Source organism: Paraburkholderia translucens (assembly GCF_020881035.1).
In the GTDB taxonomy this organism is placed as follows: Bacteria; Pseudomonadota; Gammaproteobacteria; order Burkholderiales; family Burkholderiaceae; genus Paraburkholderia; species Paraburkholderia translucens.
Map to the genome: position 1 here is coordinate 226,459 of NZ_JAJITC010000009.1, position 18,034 is coordinate 244,492.

17 protein-coding genes, 3 tRNA genes and 1 pseudogene are annotated in these 18,034 nt (G+C 60.9%); 7 read left to right on the forward strand and 14 right to left on the reverse strand.

The genetic code is table 11. The features are described from left to right. Positions 1-122: 122 nt before the first annotated feature. Positions 123-692, reverse strand: coding sequence for a transcription elongation factor GreB (gene greB, locus LJ655_RS18640; RefSeq protein ID WP_230562707.1), 570 nt, complete (start codon positions 690-692; stop codon positions 123-125). Between the two features lie 123 nt (positions 693-815). Between greB and LJ655_RS18645 the strand changes: the two genes are divergently transcribed. Together LJ655_RS18645 and LJ655_RS18650 are read left to right on the forward strand one after the other, a co-directional pair. Further along, a tRNA-Arg gene (locus tag LJ655_RS18645) sits at positions 816-892 on the forward strand. A gap of 74 nt (positions 893-966) precedes the next feature. Continuing rightward, positions 967-1,043, forward strand: a tRNA-Arg gene (locus LJ655_RS18650). Between the two features lie 71 nt (positions 1,044-1,114). On the opposite strand, the gene LJ655_RS18655 is transcribed toward LJ655_RS18650, so the two are convergent. From LJ655_RS18655 to LJ655_RS18675, 5 genes are all read right to left on the reverse strand, one after another. Then, positions 1,115-1,600: a phage protein NinX family protein gene (locus LJ655_RS18655; protein WP_230562708.1), complete on the reverse strand. Its 486-nt coding sequence runs from the start codon at positions 1,598-1,600 to the stop codon at positions 1,115-1,117. Between the two features lie 119 nt (positions 1,601-1,719). After that, complete coding sequence (locus LJ655_RS18660) at positions 1,720-4,080, reverse strand: RelA/SpoT family protein (RefSeq protein WP_230562709.1); 2,361 nt, start codon at positions 4,078-4,080, stop codon at positions 1,720-1,722. A 99-nt stretch (positions 4,081-4,179) separates the two neighbouring features. Beyond that, complete coding sequence (gene rpoZ, locus LJ655_RS18665; protein WP_008921215.1) at positions 4,180-4,383, reverse strand: DNA-directed RNA polymerase subunit omega; 204 nt, start codon at positions 4,381-4,383, stop codon at positions 4,180-4,182. A gap of 60 nt (positions 4,384-4,443) precedes the next feature. After that, positions 4,444-5,127 (reverse strand): guanylate kinase, encoded by a 684-nt coding sequence (gene gmk, locus LJ655_RS18670; protein WP_230562768.1) that lies wholly within the window; start codon positions 5,125-5,127, stop codon positions 4,444-4,446. Between the two features lie 19 nt (positions 5,128-5,146). After that, on the reverse strand, positions 5,147-6,070 hold the full coding sequence (locus LJ655_RS18675) for a YicC/YloC family endoribonuclease (protein ID WP_230562710.1): 924 nt from the start codon (positions 6,068-6,070) through the stop codon (positions 5,147-5,149). A gap of 323 nt (positions 6,071-6,393) precedes the next feature. On the opposite strand from LJ655_RS18675, the gene rph reads away from it, so the two are divergent. The 4 genes from rph (at position 6,394) to LJ655_RS18695 (ending at position 9,161) form a co-directional block, all read left to right on the forward strand. After that, positions 6,394-7,131: a ribonuclease PH gene (gene rph, locus LJ655_RS18680; protein ID WP_230562711.1), complete on the forward strand. Its 738-nt coding sequence runs from the start codon at positions 6,394-6,396 to the stop codon at positions 7,129-7,131. Beyond that, a complete protein-coding gene (rdgB, locus tag LJ655_RS18685; RefSeq protein WP_425605820.1) occupies positions 7,128-7,790 on the forward strand; it encodes an RdgB/HAM1 family non-canonical purine NTP pyrophosphatase in 663 nt (220 codons plus the stop codon). The genes rph and rdgB overlap by 4 nt, the downstream gene beginning before the upstream one ends. Beyond that, the gene (gene hemW / locus LJ655_RS18690; RefSeq protein ID WP_230562712.1) at positions 7,787-9,016 is read left to right on the forward strand and encodes a radical SAM family heme chaperone HemW; all 1,230 of its coding nucleotides are present in this window, start codon (positions 7,787-7,789) and stop codon (positions 9,014-9,016) included. The genes rdgB and hemW overlap by 4 nt, the downstream gene beginning before the upstream one ends. 55 nt (positions 9,017-9,071) lie before the next feature. Next, a tRNA-Ser gene (locus LJ655_RS18695) sits at positions 9,072-9,161 on the forward strand. Positions 9,162-9,194: 33 nt separating this feature from the next. Here the strand turns inward: LJ655_RS18695 and LJ655_RS30380 are convergent. The 8 genes and pseudogenes from LJ655_RS30380 to LJ655_RS18735 all read right to left on the reverse strand — a co-directional run bounded on the left by LJ655_RS30380 (position 9,195) and on the right by LJ655_RS18735 (position 17,353). Further along, entirely contained in the window at positions 9,195-9,692 is a 498-nt protein-coding gene (locus LJ655_RS30380) for a helix-turn-helix domain-containing protein (RefSeq protein WP_329959711.1), read from the reverse strand. Positions 9,693-9,747: 55 nt separating this feature from the next. Next, on the reverse strand, positions 9,748-10,245 hold the full coding sequence (locus LJ655_RS18705; RefSeq protein ID WP_230562714.1) for a hypothetical protein: 498 nt from the start codon (positions 10,243-10,245) through the stop codon (positions 9,748-9,750). 100 nt (positions 10,246-10,345) lie between these two features. Further along, positions 10,346-11,151 (reverse strand): IS5 family transposase gene (locus tag LJ655_RS18710; protein WP_230562715.1). Its coding sequence is split into 2 segments (ribosomal slippage): positions 10,346-10,821 and positions 10,821-11,151, totalling 807 coding nucleotides; the frame shifts between segments, so codons are not numbered across the junction. 42 nt (positions 11,152-11,193) lie between these two features. Continuing rightward, complete coding sequence (locus LJ655_RS18715; RefSeq protein WP_230562716.1) at positions 11,194-11,901, reverse strand: hypothetical protein; 708 nt, start codon at positions 11,899-11,901, stop codon at positions 11,194-11,196. Beyond that, positions 11,879-14,518, reverse strand: a complete 2,640-nt coding sequence (locus tag LJ655_RS18720) for a glycoside hydrolase family 19 protein (protein WP_230562717.1) — start codon at positions 14,516-14,518, stop codon at positions 11,879-11,881. Before LJ655_RS18720 ends, LJ655_RS18715 begins: the two co-directional genes overlap by 23 nt. Positions 14,519-15,257: 739 nt before the next feature. Next, positions 15,258-15,659, reverse strand: a pseudogene (locus LJ655_RS18725) (RidA family protein); the annotation flags it as partial. A gap of 65 nt (positions 15,660-15,724) precedes the next feature. Continuing rightward, positions 15,725-15,955: a hypothetical protein gene (locus tag LJ655_RS18730; RefSeq protein ID WP_230562718.1), complete on the reverse strand. Its 231-nt coding sequence runs from the start codon at positions 15,953-15,955 to the stop codon at positions 15,725-15,727. 177 nt (positions 15,956-16,132) lie between these two features. Further along, positions 16,133-17,353 carry a Bcr/CflA family multidrug efflux MFS transporter gene (locus tag LJ655_RS18735; protein ID WP_230562719.1) on the reverse strand — a complete coding sequence of 407 codons (1,221 nt, stop codon included), beginning with the start codon at positions 17,351-17,353 and terminating at the stop codon, positions 16,133-16,135. 216 nt (positions 17,354-17,569) lie between these two features. Here LJ655_RS18735 and LJ655_RS18740 point away from each other — a divergent pair, with 216 nt between their 5' ends. Further along, positions 17,570-18,028 carry a hypothetical protein gene (locus tag LJ655_RS18740; RefSeq protein WP_230562720.1) on the forward strand — a complete coding sequence of 153 codons (459 nt, stop codon included), beginning with the start codon at positions 17,570-17,572 and terminating at the stop codon, positions 18,026-18,028. The last annotated feature ends 6 nt before the right edge of the window (positions 18,029-18,034 follow it).

Here is an 18,034-nt window from a genome sequence, read left to right on the forward strand (position 1 = left end):
AGGCCTGGCAGTGGACAGGGCGCCGTTCGCGGCGCCCTTTTTCATGTTCGCGCCGAAGTGGGTGATTGCCTCGCCTTGCGTGTCACTCCCTATGCGCGTCCGCCAACGCCCTCGCCTAAGGCCTAGCGGCCGCTATCGGGAGGCGGATACTTGACGTCGAGAATGTCGATCGGCTGCGGACCGGCCGGCGTGAATAGCGTGACCGTATCACCGACTTTTGCCTTCAGCAGCGCGCGCGCGATCGGCGAAATCCAGCTCACGTGCCCGATGTCCAGATCGACCTCGTCGATACCGACGATCGTCACCTTGTGCTCCTCGCCGTCCTGATTCGCATAGTCGACCGTCGCACCGAAGAACACCTGATCGACGTTTTCCTGCCGGCTGCTATCGACGACTTCGGCCAGATCCAGCCGCTTGGTCAGAAAGCGGATGCGCCGGTCGATTTCGCGCAGACGGCGTTTGCCATAGATGTAGTCGCCATTCTCCGAGCGGTCGCCGTTCGATGCAGCCCACGACACGAGCTTGACCACCTCAGGCCGCTCCACATCGATCAGATGCAGCAGCTCTTCTCGCATACGCCGATGACCGGCGGGAGTCATGTAGTTTTTGGTGCCCGCGGGCACTTCGGGCTGAGCGACGTCGAGATCGTCATCGCCCTCTTCGCTCGACTCTTTGACAAAGGCCTTGTTCATACTGATCCAGTAACAGCAGCTAGCAATAACATCACTCAAGGTTACACGATCGGGCCCGCGACACAAATCGCCGTGATGGGCTTCCATTTTTGAATTCTGTTAGCTATAATCTCGTTTCTGTGTGCGGCTGTAGCTCAGTTGGATAGAGTACTTGGCTACGAACCAAGGGGTCGTGGGTTCGAATCCTGCCAGCCGCGCCATCTTATTCGAGGGCTTCCCTGCCGGAAGTTTTCAGGTTTCACCGGTTTATGCAGTAGACATCACAGTTTTGCGTGCGGCTGTAGCTCAGTTGGATAGAGTACTTGGCTACGAACCAAGGGGTCGTGGGTTCGAATCCTGCCAGCCGCGCCACCCATGAAGGGCCTTCCAATCGGAAGGCCCTTTGTCTTTCCGGGCGCAGTATGCCCCCGTCGGCGAGTCGCTCAACGCGGCGGCGACTGAATATCCCCAATCTGCCCATCCGGGTGCGGCAGGTCCTCGACAACGCCGCCCACCGTTTGCTCACTGATCGTCTCCGCCCGCATGCCGGTCAGTGCCTGGCGCTCGCGCAGCACGTCGTCGACGCTTTCGCCAAAATGGCTCGCGACGAATGCTCGCAGCAGGGCGATCCGCAGCGACTCGCCCCGTCCCTCCACTGCGCCGTGTCCACCGACGAACTCCGCGACGCATACGGCGTCACGCTCGGTTTGCTCACGCACGTCGAGACGCCGCGCACGCTCGAGCACGACCGCAGCTGTCTCCCACGACACGGACGGCGTGAAACGGCCGTCCCACGGGCGGCCGCGATCGTTGCCGCGGATTGCAACGGTCTCGCCGCTATCGGTAAAGTAGATTTCTCGCACGAAGTCGTGCAGGCTGCGCGCCACCCAGTAATCGAGCGCCACACCAGCGAGGTCGGATACGTTCATCTGCTTTCTCCCCGAGGTTCAGGTGAGACTCGTCTTCAGTTGTATCCTGGGCCGCACGTAAGATGCCTGACCGGCGCGCGACGCGCCAGTCAAACCCGCGCCGACGCCCAGCCGGAAGCTCAGTAATCCGCCCGCTCGCGATCGATGCGCATGCCGCCTTCGTGTCGGTGATGCCCCTCTTCGCTCGGCCGCTCACGCGCGATGCGCATCACATCGAGGTTCGTGCGCACGCGACGCATGACGTTGGCCAGGTGGACGCGGTCGCTGACCTGAATCACGAAGCGCAGAATCGTGGATTCCTGCGACTGATCTTCGTCCATCGCGATATGGACGATGTTCGCGTCAGCCGACGTGATGTCGGCCGCCACGCGGGCGAACACGCCCTTGGTATTCTTGACCAGCACCTTTACCGCGACATCGAACAGACGCCCCGGCTGCGGCGCCCATGCCACGTCGATCCAGCGGGCCGGATCGCGCCGGTGAATACGCTGCGCGACACGGCAATCGGTAGTATGGATCGCCATGCCGAGACCGATGCCGATATAGCCCATGATGTCGTCGCCCGGAATGGGACGGCAGCATGCGGACAGCTGCACCGACATGCCTTCGGTGCCAGTAATGACGACCGGCGGCGCATGCGGCGCCGAACCGGACTCGGCGCGCGAACCGTCGTCGTCGGCATCGCGCCCGCTCATCAGCACTTCGATGCGCTTGGCCATCACCGCGGCGACGCGCCGGCCGAGACCGATGTCCGCGAAAATTTCCTGACGGTTCTTGTTGCCCGTCCACTGCACGAGCTTTTCCCACGCTTCCGGCGTCACGTCCGATAGCGCGAGGCCGTAGCCCTTCAACGCCTGATCGACGAGGCGCTCACCGAGCTGCACCGACTCGTTCAGGCGCATCGTCTTCAGATAATGACGAATCGCCGAGCGCGCCTTACCGCTGCGCACGAAGCCGAGCCACGCGGGATTCGGCTTCGAATACGGCGCCGTGATGACTTCGACGATGTCGCCGCTCTTCAGCTCGGTACGCAACGGCAACAGCTCGTTGTTGATCTTCACCGCGACGCACTGGTTGCCGAGGTCGCTGTGGATCGAATAGGCGAAGTCGAGCGCGGTGGCGCCGCGCGGCAGCGCCATGATCTTCGACTTCGGCGTGAACACGTAGACCGCGTCCGGAAACAGGTCGATCTTCACGTGCTCGAGGAATTCGCTCGAATCGCCCGCCTCGCTCTGAATGTCGAGCAGCGACTTCAGCCACTGGTGCGCGCGCTTCTGCACGTCGTTCAGATCTGCGCTGCCGTTCTTGTACAGCCAGTGCGCGGCGACGCCTGCCTCGGCGATCTCGTGCATCTTGCGCGTGCGCACCTGAAACTCGATAGGCGCGCCGAACGGTCCGACGAGCGTGGTGTGCAGCGACTGATAGCCGTTCACCTTCGGGATCGCGATGTAATCCTTGAACTTGCCCGGCACCGGTTTGAAGAGCGCATGCAGCGCGCCGATGCAGGTATAGCATTCGAGCGCACTCTCGACGACCACGCGAAACCCGTACACGTCGAGCACCTGCGAGAACGACAGCTGCTTGTCACGCATCTTCTTGTAGATGCTGAAGATGGTTTTCTCGCGTCCGGTGACTTCGGCGTCGATCTTCGCGTCCGAGATCGCACGCTGCACCGATTCGAGAATCTTGCCGACCACCTCGCGACGATTGCCGCGCGCGGCCTTGACGGCTTTTTCGAGGGTCGCGTAACGGTGCGGGTTGAAGTTCGCGAAGCTCAGGTCCTGCAGCTCGCGATAGGTATTGTTCAGACCGAGCCGGTGGGCGATGGGTGCGTAAATGTCGAGCGTTTCGCGTGCGACGCGGCGACGTTTCTCCGGCGGCACCGCGCCGAGCGTGCGCATGTTGTGCAGCCGGTCGGCGAGCTTCACGAGAATCACGCGCACGTCGCGCGCCATCGCGAGCAGCATCTTGCGGAAGTTCTCCGCCTGCGCTTCCTCGCGATTGCGAAACTCCATCTTGTCCAGCTTGGACAACCCGTCGACCAGCTCCGCGACCTTCGCGCCGAAGCGCTCGGCGAGCTCCGCCTTGGTCACGCCCTGGTCTTCCATCACGTCGTGCAGAAGCGCCGCCATGATCGCCTGGGCGTCGAGATTCCAGCCCGCGCAGATTTCCGCGACGGCGACCGGATGCGTGATGTAGGGCTCGCCGCTCTGGCGATACTGGCCGAGGTGGGCTTCGTCGCTGAAGTGGAACGCCGCCTTGACGTCCTTGATCTCGTCCGGCGGCAGATAGCCGGACAGCGCGGACGTCAGGTTGGCGATGGAGACGACGTCATGCCGGCGCGGCTGCTCCGGCGTGGCGGTCGGCCCGAACAGATGCCGAAACGATTGTTCGAGGACCGCGTCGATGTATCTGCGTGCAGACGAGGGCGAGTCGGCGTCGTGGTCCACTTCCGTGGCGGTGGGCGGGGTAGCACTCATGGTCGCCTCCGGTAGCGGTCAGGGTTGGACGCAGTTCTGCACGTTGAGCAAACCGGTGTGGCGAATACCGGGCAAATCGAAAACGAAAAAACGTGCGCCTTAGACCGGCACCTTCTTCAGCATTTCAACGCCGACCTGACCCGACGCGATTTCACGCAGTGCGAGGACGGTGGGCTTGTCGCGGCTTTCGATCTTCGGCGTGTGCCCTTGAGCGAGCTGACGGGCGCGATAGGTTGCGGCAAGCGCGAGTTCGAAACGGTTCGGGATCTGTTTGAGGCAGTCTTCGACGGTAATGCGGGCCATGTTGGGTTCCTTCTCAGTATGTTGCTTATTCTACCTTATGTGCCTGACGGCACGCCGCGCTCACGCGTGCGGCAAGTGGATGCCGAGCTGCATGAAAAGCTGCGTGTGACGCGCATACTGCGACGCGAAGCGCGAACGCGTCGCGCCGACGAGGCACTGCAATTCGGCGAGCGCGCGATCGAAGTTCTCGTTGATCACAACGTACTCCGCTTCAGCCGCATGCGCCATCTCGCCACCCGCCGCGAGCAGGCGTCGCGTGATGACGTTCGGCTCGTCCTGGCCGCGCTTTTTCAGGCGCTCTTCGAGCGCTTCGAGCGACGGCGGCAGAATAAAAATTTCCACCGCGTTGTGGAACTGCTTCTTCACCTGCTGCGCGCCCTGCCAGTCGATTTCGAGCAGCACGTCATGGCCGTTTTTCATCTGCTCCTCGATCCACACGCGCGACGTGCCGTAGTAGTTGCCGTGCACTTCCGCGCTTTCGAGGAACTCGCCCGCGTCGTGGCGGCGCATGAAATCCTCGACCGTCGTGAAGTGATAGTGCTCGCCGTCCTGCTCCTTCGGACGCGGCGGGCGCGTCGTGTACGAGATCGATAGACGGATCTCGTCGTCGCCCGCGAGCAGCGCGTTCACGAGCGTCGACTTGCCCGCGCCCGACGGCGCGACGACCATGAACAGGTTGCCGGGATATGCGCCCGCGTACGGATGGCGCGGCGCGCCGGGTTCGCGTGGGTGGTGGTCGGTCATCATGTGTAGTGCTCCAGCCTTATTCGAGATTCTGTACCTGCTCGCGCATCTGTTCGATCAGGAGCTTCAGCGTCATCGACGAATCCGCGAGTTCCTTCGCCGCCGCCTTCGAACCGAGCGTATTCGCTTCGCGGTTCAGCTCCTGCATCATGAAGTCGAGCCGCTTGCCGACCTTGCCGCCCTTCTCGATCACGTGACGCGTTTCGTTCAGATGCGCGGTGAGACGCGACAGCTCTTCGGCGATGTCGATGCGAATGCCGTACATCGTCACTTCCTGGCGGATCCGCTCGTTGATCTCTTCGCGCGACACGATCGTCGCGGCCGCATCCGGCGCGGCAATGCCGAGCGCCTCCTGCAAACGCTCGACGATCTTCTGCTGCTGCCGCGCAATCAGCTCCGGCACGAGCGGCGTGATCTTCGCCACGATGGCTTCCATTTCGGTGACGTTGGCGAGCAGCATCGTCGCGAGTTGCGCGCCTTCGCGCGCACGCACGTCGATCAGCTCCGCGATCGCCTGTTTGCCGCATGCGAGCACCGCGTCGCGCAGCGTCTCGGGCGCGATGCCGCTTTCGGCGAGCACGCCGGGCCAGCGCAGGATCTCACCGGTGCGCAGACGGCCGGCTTCAGGAAACGTGACGAGCACCGTTTGCTCGAGCTGCGCGAGTTGCGAGAGTGCATCGCGATTGATCGCGCCCGCGTTCGCCGACTGCTCGCTGCGCTGCAGATTCACGCGAATGTCGACCTTGCCGCGCGACAGCTTGTGCATGAGCATCTCGCGCAGCGTCGGTTCGACGACGCGCACGTCTTCCGGCATGCGGAAATTCAGATCGAGAAAGCGCGAATTCACCGTGCGCAGTTCGACCGACACGCTCACGCCGCCAGTGCCCGAAGCCGCCACGAGTTCGCGCGTGGCGCTCGCATAGCCAGTCATGCTGTAGATCATCGTATTTCTCGCGATTGCGGCCATGCGTTGGACATGACCTGAGAAGCGGGTCGCCCGGCGTGTACGAGACGCGGGGCGGGGAACCGGCATTATCCCATTTTTGCCGGCGCCATCCGCTCGTGAGCGAGCAGGGATGCGGCTCGGCGCGCGGCCGCTTGCATGGAACGGATCGCCGCTCATCGAGACAATGCCCCTGGCGAGTTCAAACCGCACGCGTCGCCCACCACTTCGCGCGCCACCCGTATCGGCAACCGCCCCATCCGATCGGCGGTAAAATTACCGTTTTCCTGCGCCCTCTTCCGGCCCATCCCAACCATTCCGACATGAGCAACGACACCCAACGCCCCAGCGGCCGCCAGCCCAACCAGTTGCGCGACGTGCGCATCACGCGTCACTACACGAAGCATGCGGAGGGCTCGGTGCTGGTCGAGTTCGGCGACACCAAGGTGATCTGCACCGCGAGCGTCAGCGAGAACGTGCCGCCGTTTCTTCGCGACCGCGGCCAGGGCTGGCTTACCGCCGAATACGGCATGCTGCCGCGCGCCACGCATACGCGCAGCGACCGCGAAGCCGCGCGCGGCAAGCAGACCGGCCGCACGCAGGAAATCCAGCGGCTCATCGGCCGCGCGCTGCGCTCGGTGTTCGATCTCGAGAAGCTCGGCGCGCGCACGATCAATCTCGACTGCGACGTGATCCAGGCCGACGGCGGCACGCGCACCGCGAGCATCACCGGCGCATTCGTCGCCGCGCACGATGCGGTCGCCGGATTGCTCGCGACGGGTCGCATCGAAAGCTCGCCGATCAACGACTACGTCGCCGCGATTTCGGTTGGCGTGTACGACGGCGTGCCGGTGCTCGATCTCGACTACGACGAAGACTCGCAGTGCGACACCGACATGAACGTCGTGATGACGGGCGCGGGCGGCTTCGTCGAAATTCAGGGCACTGCGGAAGGCGTGCCGTTCTCGCGCGAAGAAATGAATGCGCTGCTCGATCTCGCGAGCGACGGCATCAGCACGCTGATCGCGAAGCAGAAAGCGGCGCTGGGAGTGCAGCAGTGAATGAGGTTCGTCAGTACGGCGGTATGGGCAACGAGCACGGCGCGACGTCGGGCATGCCATTGAAAAAAGTCGTGCTCGCGTCGAACAACGCGGGCAAGCTGCGCGAATTCGCGGCGCTACTCGGCTCGGCCGGCATCGAGTTGATCGCACAGGGCGAGCTCAATGTGCCGGAAGCGGACGAGCCGCATCCCACGTTCGTCGAAAACGCGCTGACCAAGGCACGTCACGCGGCAAAGCTCTCCGGCCTGCCCGCGCTCGCCGACGACTCGGGTCTTTGCGTGCGCGCGCTGCGCGGCGCGCCGGGCGTCTATTCGGCGCGCTTCGCGCAACTTGCCGGCGGCGAGAAAAGCGACGCGGCGAACAACGCGCGCCTCGTCGCCGAACTGCATGGCGCGAGCGATCGCCGCGGCTACTACTACTGCGTGCTCGCGCTCGTGCGTTACGCGGACGATCCAGAACCTCTGATCGCCGAAGGCCGCTGGCATGGCGAAATCCTCGACGCGCCGCGCGGCGAGCATGGTTTCGGCTACGACCCGTACTTCTATCTGCCGTCGCTGAACGCGAGCGCCGCGGAACTCGAGCCGGCGCTCAAGAACGCGAGCAGCCACCGCGCAATCGCGCTGCGGCATCTGCTCGCGCGTCTGTCGGAGGAAGCGTGATTCCGATTCGACCGGCGCCGGCGGACATCGGCACAGCCGTCGTCAACGCGTTCACTTCGCCGGGCAGCATCCGTTTGACGTCGCTGCCGCCGCTTGCGCTGTACGTGCATTTTCCCTGGTGCGTGCGCAAGTGCCCGTATTGCGATTTCAATTCGCACGAGTGGAAAGGCGAAACGTTCCCGGAGAACGACTACCTCGACGCGTTGCGCGCCGACCTGGAAATGGCGTTGCCGCAAATCTGGGGCCGCCAGGTGCATACGGTGTTCATCGGCGGGGGCACGCCGAGCCTGCTGTCGGCAGCGGGGCTCGATCGCATGCTGTCGGATATTCGCGCGTTGCTGCCGCTCGACGCCGACGCGGAAATCACGCTCGAAGCGAACCCGGGCACGTTCGAAGCCGACAAGTTCGCGCAGTTTCGCGCGAGCGGGGTGAACCGCTTGTCGGTGGGCATCCAGAGTTTCAACGAAACGCATCTGAAGGCGCTCGGCCGCATTCACGACGCGGCGCAGGCGCGCCACGCGGTCGAAGTCGCCGCGACCACGTTCGAGAACTTCAACCTCGACCTGATGTTCGCGTTGCCCGGGCAAACGCTCGCCGAATGCCGGGCCGACGTGGAAACGGCGTTGTCGTTCGCCCCGCCGCATCTTTCGCTGTACCACCTGACGCTCGAACCGAACACGTTGTTCGCAAAGTTCCCGCCGCCGTTGCCCGACGACGACGCGTCCGCCGACATGCAGGACTGGATCCACCAGCGCACCGCCGAAGCCGGCTACGAGCGCTACGAGGTGTCCGCGTATGCGCGGCCGCATCGGCAGAGCAAACACAATCTGAACTACTGGCGTTTCGGCGACTATCTGGGCATCGGCGCGGGCGCGCATACGAAGCTGTCGTTTCCGAATCGCATCGTGCGCCAGGCGCGCTACAAACATCCAACCACTTTCATCGAGCAGGCCAGGGCCGGTGCAAGCGTGCAGGAAGAGCACGAGGTCGGGCCGCGCGATTTGCCGTTCGAGTTCATGTTGAATGCGCTGCGCCTTGTGGAAGGATTTCCGGTGCATCGGTTCCTCGAACGCACGGGACTGTCGATCACGACGATCGAACCGGCGTTGCAGGAAGCGGAACGGCGCAAGCTGATCACACGCGACCACGAACGGATCGCGCCGACGCCACTCGGACAGGCATTTCTGAACGACCTGCAGGCGCTGTTCCTGAAGGATCCGCAGTGATGGCGGGTGGCCTCTACTCGGCAGCTAGGTGTTTTCAGGTTACAATTCGCAGCTTGGAGGTGTGGCCGAGTGGTTTAAGGCACCGGTCTTGAAAACCGGCGAAGGAGCAATCCTTCCGTGAGTTCGAATCTCACCGCCTCCGCCAGATTCAACGCAAAGGCCCCGTACAGTCAAAGCTTTACGGGGCTTTCTTTTTTTGACCTACCAAATGACCCACGTCGCGGTCGGCAACCTCGGTAGAGCGGTCTCGGTGGACGTGTCTCACCTTTTGGCTAGCGCCAGACTGAAGCACGTTCGGGGCAGCGCCGCCAGATGACCGGCATGTGCATGACCAGCGCCAGTAAATCAGGTGTCGTGCACATTCCGATACAGGGCACTGCCAGCGGCGAACTTGCGCCTCGCGCGCACAGCACGTGTGACGAAGCCGGTGAGGGGAGGCCGCTCCTGTCGCGTCGTAGCACGGCGCCACCGCGCAACGATTGCGCGTAAGTTCGCGCGAGACCGTCGAGGCGCTGAGTCTCAACAGCAGCGCCATCGCCCGGATGCTCGCGCCCTTTCGACGTTCAATTATGGTTGCCGCGCGTTCCTCTGCGCTCAAATGCTTGTAATCCTTCTTCATCACAACGCCCTGTCTCATTCGAGGTGTTGCACTTGAAACGGGAGACGAAGAAGACATTCGGCGCAGGGAGACCCGCAATATAACCCCTCACCTCATCGCATCACCGCGAGCGTTAATTGTCTACACCAGCAACTGGTGGAGCTGTTCGCATTCCGCGGTATGCGCGCTGACTTAACCGTTGATAGATTCCATCACCACAAGTTAGATTTGAAACAAGCTTGCCTTTCCGTTTTATGTATAAGCCACTAGGGAAGCCTTGGTAGATAACGTAGTTGTACTCTCCTGATTTGAATTTAACGTGTGTGAAGCTTACACTCCCCTCGGCAACATCGCTGATCAAAAAACGATTCTTTGGTGGATATGGTCTATCGGGATATTGAAGCTCAATTTGATCGAGCGTGCCAAAGCGATATTGAACATATCCATTGTTGGGCGATATATTGCCGGAAGCACACAATGAAATTATCTTATTTTCAGTCTGACAGCTGAAATACACTTCTTCATGTAACTGGCACAGAGTAGCTTCATCTGCATACGCATCCGCGCCAATGCTCACTATAAACAAGAGGACTGCCAGGGGCGACATTACTATGGATGAAATGTTTCTCAATTTAAATCTCCGCGATTAATAACTACCTCAAAATTCGCAATCCGTTCTGCATAGCTGTCGGTGTGAAAATTGACAATTGCCGTAACCGCATTTAGAGGCGCTAACACAAGTCATCAACGAAGCGTGAACAGATAACGGCAGCAGCCAAGGAAAGCAACGCGACATGAATGTCGAGACGCCGTTCGAAACGAATGCGCAGTTTGCCGAAACCGGCAAACCAGGCATGGGTGCGCTCGACCACCCAGCGATGCCGTCCGAGCCGCTCCTTGCTTTCCACCCCGCGACGGGCAATGCGTGCCGTGATGCCCCGCTGCCTCAGATAACGCCGACAGCGTGCAAAGTCATAGCCCTTGTCCGCATGCAGCTTGCCCGGGCGTTTGCGAGGCTGGCCATTCAGACCCGGCATTGCCGGAATGGCATTGAGCGTGGGCTCGAATGCCATCGAGTCGTGCCGGTTGGCACCCGTGACCGTGATGGCCAGAGGAATGCCGCGCGCATCTACGACGATGTGCCGTTTCGACCCGAGCTTGCCCCGGTCTGTCGGGTTGGGGCCGGTCTCCTGGCCCCCCGGGGGCTGGAAACACTGGCGGCATCAAGACTCGCCCGTTCCCAATCAATCTGGTCATGCTCACGTAACCGGCGAAGCATCGCCAGATGCAGTTGCTCCCACACACCTGCGGCCTGCCAGTCACGCTGCCGTCGCCAGCATGTCATGCCGCTACCGAAGCCCAGTTCCTTCGGTAGGTATTCCCACGGAATGCCTGTTTGCAGAACGTACAGGATGCCATTCAATGCTGCACGGTCATTCACCGTTCTGCGCCGACCGCCTTTGGGCGACGGCGTGAACACCGGAATGAGCGGCTCCAACGCCGCCCATAGCTCATTACTGATTTTTCGTCTGGACATGCCGCCAGGATATGGCTTTCATGGCCTCATGTCCAGGTTGTGTTAGCCACTCTTATTTGGTGCCGGTATACTGCCGTCGGCTTGAGCACTACAACCAATCACTCTCATGATCGCCCGCAACAAGACCGGGTCATCGGATATCTCTTTGTTCCCGCAAAGGGCTGATAACCTCAAATCGTCCTCTGGCGTCAGAAATTTTCCCCGGCCGAGTAGGAGCAACGTCGCAGCAGAATATGCGTTTAATGGCGCCGACAATGCTGACGGATTGAACTCCACAATCTGCCTCACAAAAAAATTAACCTCATCCACCGAAAGATTTTTGTTTGACAGTACATCAATGCTTTCGATTTTTCCAAGATGGAGATTCGTTTTGACAGTACCAATTGATGTCAGCACTCCATGATTTGGGATTACATAATTGTATGTGACAGCCCCCTCCATTCCACCTGAATTCACCACAATGGACAGGAATCCCATGTCACTTGCTTTTATTGAAGGGGGAGCATCCGCAACATAAGCATACTGCAAAAGTCCTTCTTCTTTTTCGATTTTCAGTTTTATAATCACAGGGTTAACCAGAACTCCATCCGCATTACTGCTCTCATCGACGAGATACTTTCCAATGTACCTTTTTTTATTGTAAAATTTTCCTTGGACCGACTCCGCCATCGCCGCTGTAGAAATAGTGAAAACTGAAACGATGAGCAGCAGGTATTTTGCTGCGAAATCAAATCGCCGATCTTTTTGCATCAACCGCCTCCACTGCTTCCGCGATACGTTTCGAATGGGTTTTGTAGAAATTAGTCCCATAAAGTGAGCTCTTTTCCATTTGATAGTCATTGAACACCAGTCCCGGATTTGTTGTACACCTTTTTGCTCCAAGCAGCTTTGCCAATTTATTCAAGGCGACAAATCTTTCGTCTACATGATTGAACCCACCGTTAACCGCAACCGTAATTGCATAAAAGTCATTTCGATCTGCTTTCGGGTTGATGTCGCCCCAATGGCTTCCTTGTCTCCAGTACCAACAGGCGGAGTGCGTGGTGTGGTCAATGCTGCGACTTATCTTGTTCGGATCGGCTCCAATTGTCGCGTCGCCAACAAATTTTCCGTAGGACGAGTAGTTAGCATCATGCGTAAGCTGAATTAAACCGCGGCCATGGAAGTTTGATCCTCCACGATAGTTATTCCAGCCGGAAGGGATCGATCCGTCCTTATTGCGATACTCCTCGTTTGTTCTGAGCTCATCGCACTCATGCAGCATTTGAGATATAAAATGCACCTTTCTGACGCAGGTCATAATATCGTTTTCGCGCATGTATCGATTTAGCAAATCAAGAAATTTACCCTTATCAAATCCATGCACTGATGTGTCGTGAGCAGCATAAAAAAGTCCCTTCGCCTTGACATCTTTCGGCAAGAGCAAGTCCAGTTCTTCCTCGGTTATGTTCTTATTACATGAGCAAGTAGCTTGCAGGAAATTCCCCACCAGCCCAATTGGATTTATGTAATACACCTCAGAGCCGGGGAACCCGGAAACACCAGCCGCTACCTCATCCCACCACGCAAGCCTCTCGATCCGCTTCTGCTCTTCCTTGTGATGCGGCCTGGGTCCTGTCTGCTTCTCCAGCGCGGCGATCAACTGCTTCCACTTCGACGGGTTCGCCCACTCGCTTTCGTGCCTGACGATCAGCCGGGACGCCGCCTGCATCAGCCACGGATACCCGCCACGCTCGCTCTGCGCCAACGTGCATAGTTCGTCAGCCGCCTGCTTGCCATCGCCTCTTGTGAACAGGGCGTCGTACACCTTGAGCATCAAAGGGCTGAGCTTCGAACGCGAAGCAAGGCCGGCAACATTGGCGCCGCTCGCATAATCAACCCACTCCGGGGTTGTCGCAAAGATCGTGTGCGCCGGATCATGGGCATCCGCGATGCACTCGAAGTCGATCCACTTCTGCGCGAATTCCCGCGTCACCCGCCCACCTGCATGATTGAAGTCGCACACCCAGCCGTCGATTGGTTGACCTATTGCATTCACCCCGTCGACATGCCACCAGTTCACCGGATAACCTGGATCGGGATGCGGATGCGGCTCGGGAATGCGTCGATCCGGGTCACGCGCCAGTTCGGCGAGCGAATACACCTGAACAGCGTCCGTCTTTCTCGACTGCGGGTCAGCGCCGGGGACAAACCTGTTGTCCTCGGTACGCTGATACAGCACCGTGCCGGGTGCGATGCGCAGGATTGTCGGCCCCGAGGGCAGGCCCAGTGTCGCCCAGTCCTCCCGGTGCGGACCGTGCTGGTTGACCCATGCGCGGCCCTGCTCGAGAAACGACTGGATGCTGTCGTCGCAGAACACCTCGATGTGCGCCATCCGCGTTCCCGACGTGCATTGATTCAATGAGTCGTAACGGCCGAGATGGCCGATCAGCTCGCCCGCCCTGACCGGAATGCCGCCCCCATCGCCTTGCGGATCGCTCTTCGTGCACGTCTGAGCCGTCGTGACGATCACCCGGTCGAACATCGAGTCCGGGATGACCTCCTCGACCGCAGGCCCGCCGTTTTCGTTACCCAGATAGAGCCAGCCGCCAATAGCACGAGGCGGCTCGACGTATCCGCCGGCTTGCGGCGGATACAGCGGTCGTCCGTGCAGCGCCGTCACCTGGCCCCACTCCTGTCCGTGCACCTTCTCCTTCCTGCCGATGCTCACGCTCACACCCTGCGGCAAGATGCCAAGCACAGCGCCGTCAGGCCTCTCGCGCACATGCAACCCGACCTGCGACGGGTCCACAGTTTGTCCAGCACGCGGCGACGGTCTGTCCTGCGCGTGCGAAGTGACCTTCCATTGCCGCGACCAGTACGCCGGTTTCTGCCGCTGCGGGAAATTGCTGCCGTAGTCGGAGTTCGACATCAGGTGCATGTACAGGCTGTAGAACCTCAGCTTCGAGCCACGCGGAAAATCCATCTCGTGCCGCACGAGGGCAAAGCCCGTACTGTAGGGAGCCTGAAACGTCGCATCGCGGCCTTCCATTGCCAACTCGCTGACCGGGTAGTCCTGGTTGACGCGGTAAGCGATCAGCACGCCGTCCGCAATGCATCGCAATCCGGCGTCAAGGTCCAACGCCTGCCCCGCGCCGGCCTCGGTGATATGAATCCCGCCATGCCACATGCCCTTGCGGCTGACGAGATACGCACCGGACGGCTCGCGTTCGGCGAGCAGCCGGTAGATCTCGTGCTCATCGGTGAATGGGACTGACGCTCGCGCTTTGCCTTGTGCCTTGCGCAGAAAGGGAAAGGCAAATGCCAGTTGCCTGAGGCCGGGCGGTGATGGCGTTTGTGGGTTAGGCGGTACTGGCTTGCTCGTCATGGACTCGGTGCGCTCCGTATCGATGAGGTCGCACCACCTTATGACGGATCGAGCGCCAGCATCAATGCGGCGCACTCTGAATATTTGCAAACGATTGTCAAATAATAATTCGCCGCGTCGCTGCTGCTGGTGTCCTCAGTTGTCGTCTACCGGTCGAGCTTGTATCAGGTCGAAGTCTGCCAAGCGTGCGCTGCCGTTCATGAATTTTTTCTGCGCGTCGCGCTTCCAGCCGTGACCGTGCGCGTCGATAGAGGGCCGTGGATCACGCGGCGAATGCCATGCTCTTTGCTTTTTCGACGGTTGCGCAAATGCGGATTTTGGTCTTTTCGAGGATGCGTTCGCGGACGCTGCGCGCGCAGCCAGAACTGCCAATCGCGGCGCCGCAACGCTGCTCGGCGACGCGCAGCCGTTTGAGTATGTGCCTGATCCGCCGAGCGGCGATGTCGTTGAACTCGCCCCGCGCACGAACGATCCAAACTACGCGGCGAAAATGCTGGGGTATGACCGCGACACTTTTGGCGACATGGTTCATGCGATGAAATACGATCTCAAGCTGCGAGGGGATGACAATGTCATTTGGCCAACAGCGCACTGGCCCATTTCGATAGTGGCACGCGGTGTAGTTCTTTCGCCTTCGACCGCTCGCCAGAAACGAACCAGACGCGGGCTTTGTTTTGTGCGGCCTAACAAACGAAAAAGCGCGCGGAGCCTCATGTACTCGCTTGCACCACCCGAGCTCCACCACCGCCACCGCCTCAACCTCGATTTTGAAGCCATCGTGCAACTGCGGCACCGGCACGACCGCGCGCGCCGGTCTTGCGTCACCAGCCCAGCGCGCATGCATCTGATTGAAGCTCGCCCAATGTTCGACATCGACGACATACACGCGCACCTGCACCAGTTGCCCGACGCTGCTGCCGACGCTTTCGAGCACCGCCTTCACATCGGCCAGCACCCGTTCCGCTTGCGCGTCGAATGACGCATCGGCGAGCTTCTCGCCTTGCGCATTGATCGGCAATTATCCGGACACGAACACGAAGCCATTCGCAACCGCGACATGACTGTAGTGACCGCCGGGTTTCCCGAGCGCGGCGGGCTTATCGGTGTGTGGCAATCGTCGGACGCGCGTGCTGTCGGTCATCAATCATTCCGGAAGTGAAATTCCCGCAGCGGTTCAACGCCGCGATGCGCACGGTGCGGCAGGCATCACACGTCCGCCATCTCGAGCTTCTCGCGCGCGTCCGCACAACGACGGTTCAGGTCGCGATGCATCAGCTGGCTATCGAGCAAAGCCGATACATCCGTCAGACCATGATCAAAGCGCAAGACATATTCGATGTCGGTGTAATCGTAATAAGCGCCGCTGTCGGCCAGCCGTTGCGCTTCCGCGAATGCGGCCTGTTGCCGTTCGCCGTTCATCAGGTCTTTGATCGCCATGATTGCCGCTCCGAGGAACAGTGGCTTCATCATAGCAATGCAAACCGCGAAGCACGGTGGCACGCGCGCAACACCAGGTGTTTTCCGCATAGGCGACCGGTGAATTCACGCGTTGGCCGATGCGCACCGCCTGAGTAGCACGAGCGTCATACGGTTTTCACGTCGTATTCACACCGCTCACACAGCCGCAACCGGCGACTTCGTCGCGTGCCAGCGCATCACGAGCCTGCGTCCGACAAGGCACAAGCATCCCGCGGCACCGACTACGATACCCATGCCCTTCGGCGTGCCGTCATGCAACAGTCCGACCGCAAGGCTCGACAACGCCCCAAGCGCGAGCTGCACGGCGCCGAATACGGCCGCCGCGGCGCCCGCGTTGAGCGGGTAACGATGCATCAGGTCGGTCGTGCAGTTAGCCGACAACACGCCCACCACGCTGACGACGAAGAAAAGGCCAAACACGATCGACCACAAGCCGCCCCATCCGGTCAGCGACACGATGCACACGAACAGTGAGGCGACGAAGCTCACGGTCGCCGCGTACGAGATGATCGGCACCGGTCCGAGCCGTCCGACGAGCCGTGTATTCAGGTAATTACCGAGCATGATGCCGACGATGTTCAGCGCGAACAGAAAGCCATAGTGCTGCGCGGACACATGGAAATATTCGATGTACACGAAGGGCGTCGCCGTGATGTACGCGAACATCGACGCGAACGCCATGCCGCCGCACAGCATGTGCCCCCACGCGACCGGATCGCGCAACAGCGCGACATACGCGCCGAACGACTTCAGCAGCGCCGACTGCGCGCGCTTCTCGCGCGGCCACGTCTCCGGCACTTTCAGGAAGGCGGTCACCGCGCACACGGAACCGAACAGCGTCAGCGCGACGAACACGGCGCGCCAGCCCCCCAGCAGCAGCAACTGCCCGCCGATCAGCGGCGCAAGCAGCGGGCCTATCGACGTGACGATCGCGATCATCGACAGCACGCGCGCCGCGTCGCCCGGTTCGTGCGCGTCGCGAGCAATCGCACGGGCGAGCACCGATGCCGCGCCCGCCCCCAACGCCTGCAGGAAGCGGAAGCCCACCAGCGAGCCGATCGAGAACGACAGCACGCACGCGATGCTCGCGAGCACATACATGACGACGCCGCCAAGCAGGATCGGCCGACGGCCATACGTATCGGACAGCGGACCATACAGCAGCATGCCGATCGAGAAGCCGAACATGAAGCTCGTCAACGTCGATTGCGCTGCGCCCGTGCTGACCGCGAAGGCCTGCGCGATGGTCGGCAGGCTCGGCAGATACATGTCGATGGATATCGGCCCGCACGCGGCCAGCGCGCCGAGCAACAGGATCAACCGGCCATCGGGCCGGCGTTTGACGACGTGAGACATGGGAAATCCGAATGGAACGCCGCGCCGGCAACGGCTGCGGAACAGGTGAAGCGGAAACGGCCGGCAGCTGACGGGCTCGATTGTACGCGACGGTTAACCGGCTGGTTACGCCTTGAATGCGTTGCGTGGACGTTGCGCGACAGCGCCGCGCGACGCATTCGCCACCGATCGGTTAAGCTGCCGCCTGCCCGTCCCCTGATCCCGTTCGAACCCGCGATGACCGCCTTCCTGCTGATCTGGAGCCCCAAGAAATGGCCGTGGCCCGAGTTGCCCGACATTGCGAAACGCGTGGCCGCCGGCGAGGCGGTTGCCGACGCCTGGGGCTGCGGCTTCGCACGCGGCATCCTGCCCGGCGATCGCGTATTCCTGCATCGCGTCGCGCAGGAACCGAAGGGTATCTTCGGCTCGGGCTACGTGACGCGCGCCCCCTACGAAGTCCCCGACGCGTCGACCAAACGCGGCTACCGGCTGTGCATCGACTTCGTCTACGACTGGCTCGTCGATGCGCATCACGCACCGGTGATCACGCGCGATCAACTGCGTGCGCATCCGTTCTCGGTACAGACGTGGGATGCGCAAAGTTCCGGCACGAGCATCAAGCCGATCGCCGAGGGCGCGCTGGAGAAGCGCTGGGCCGAATTGACCGGCAAGCGCAAGCCGCCGGCGATGACCTGACCGAAC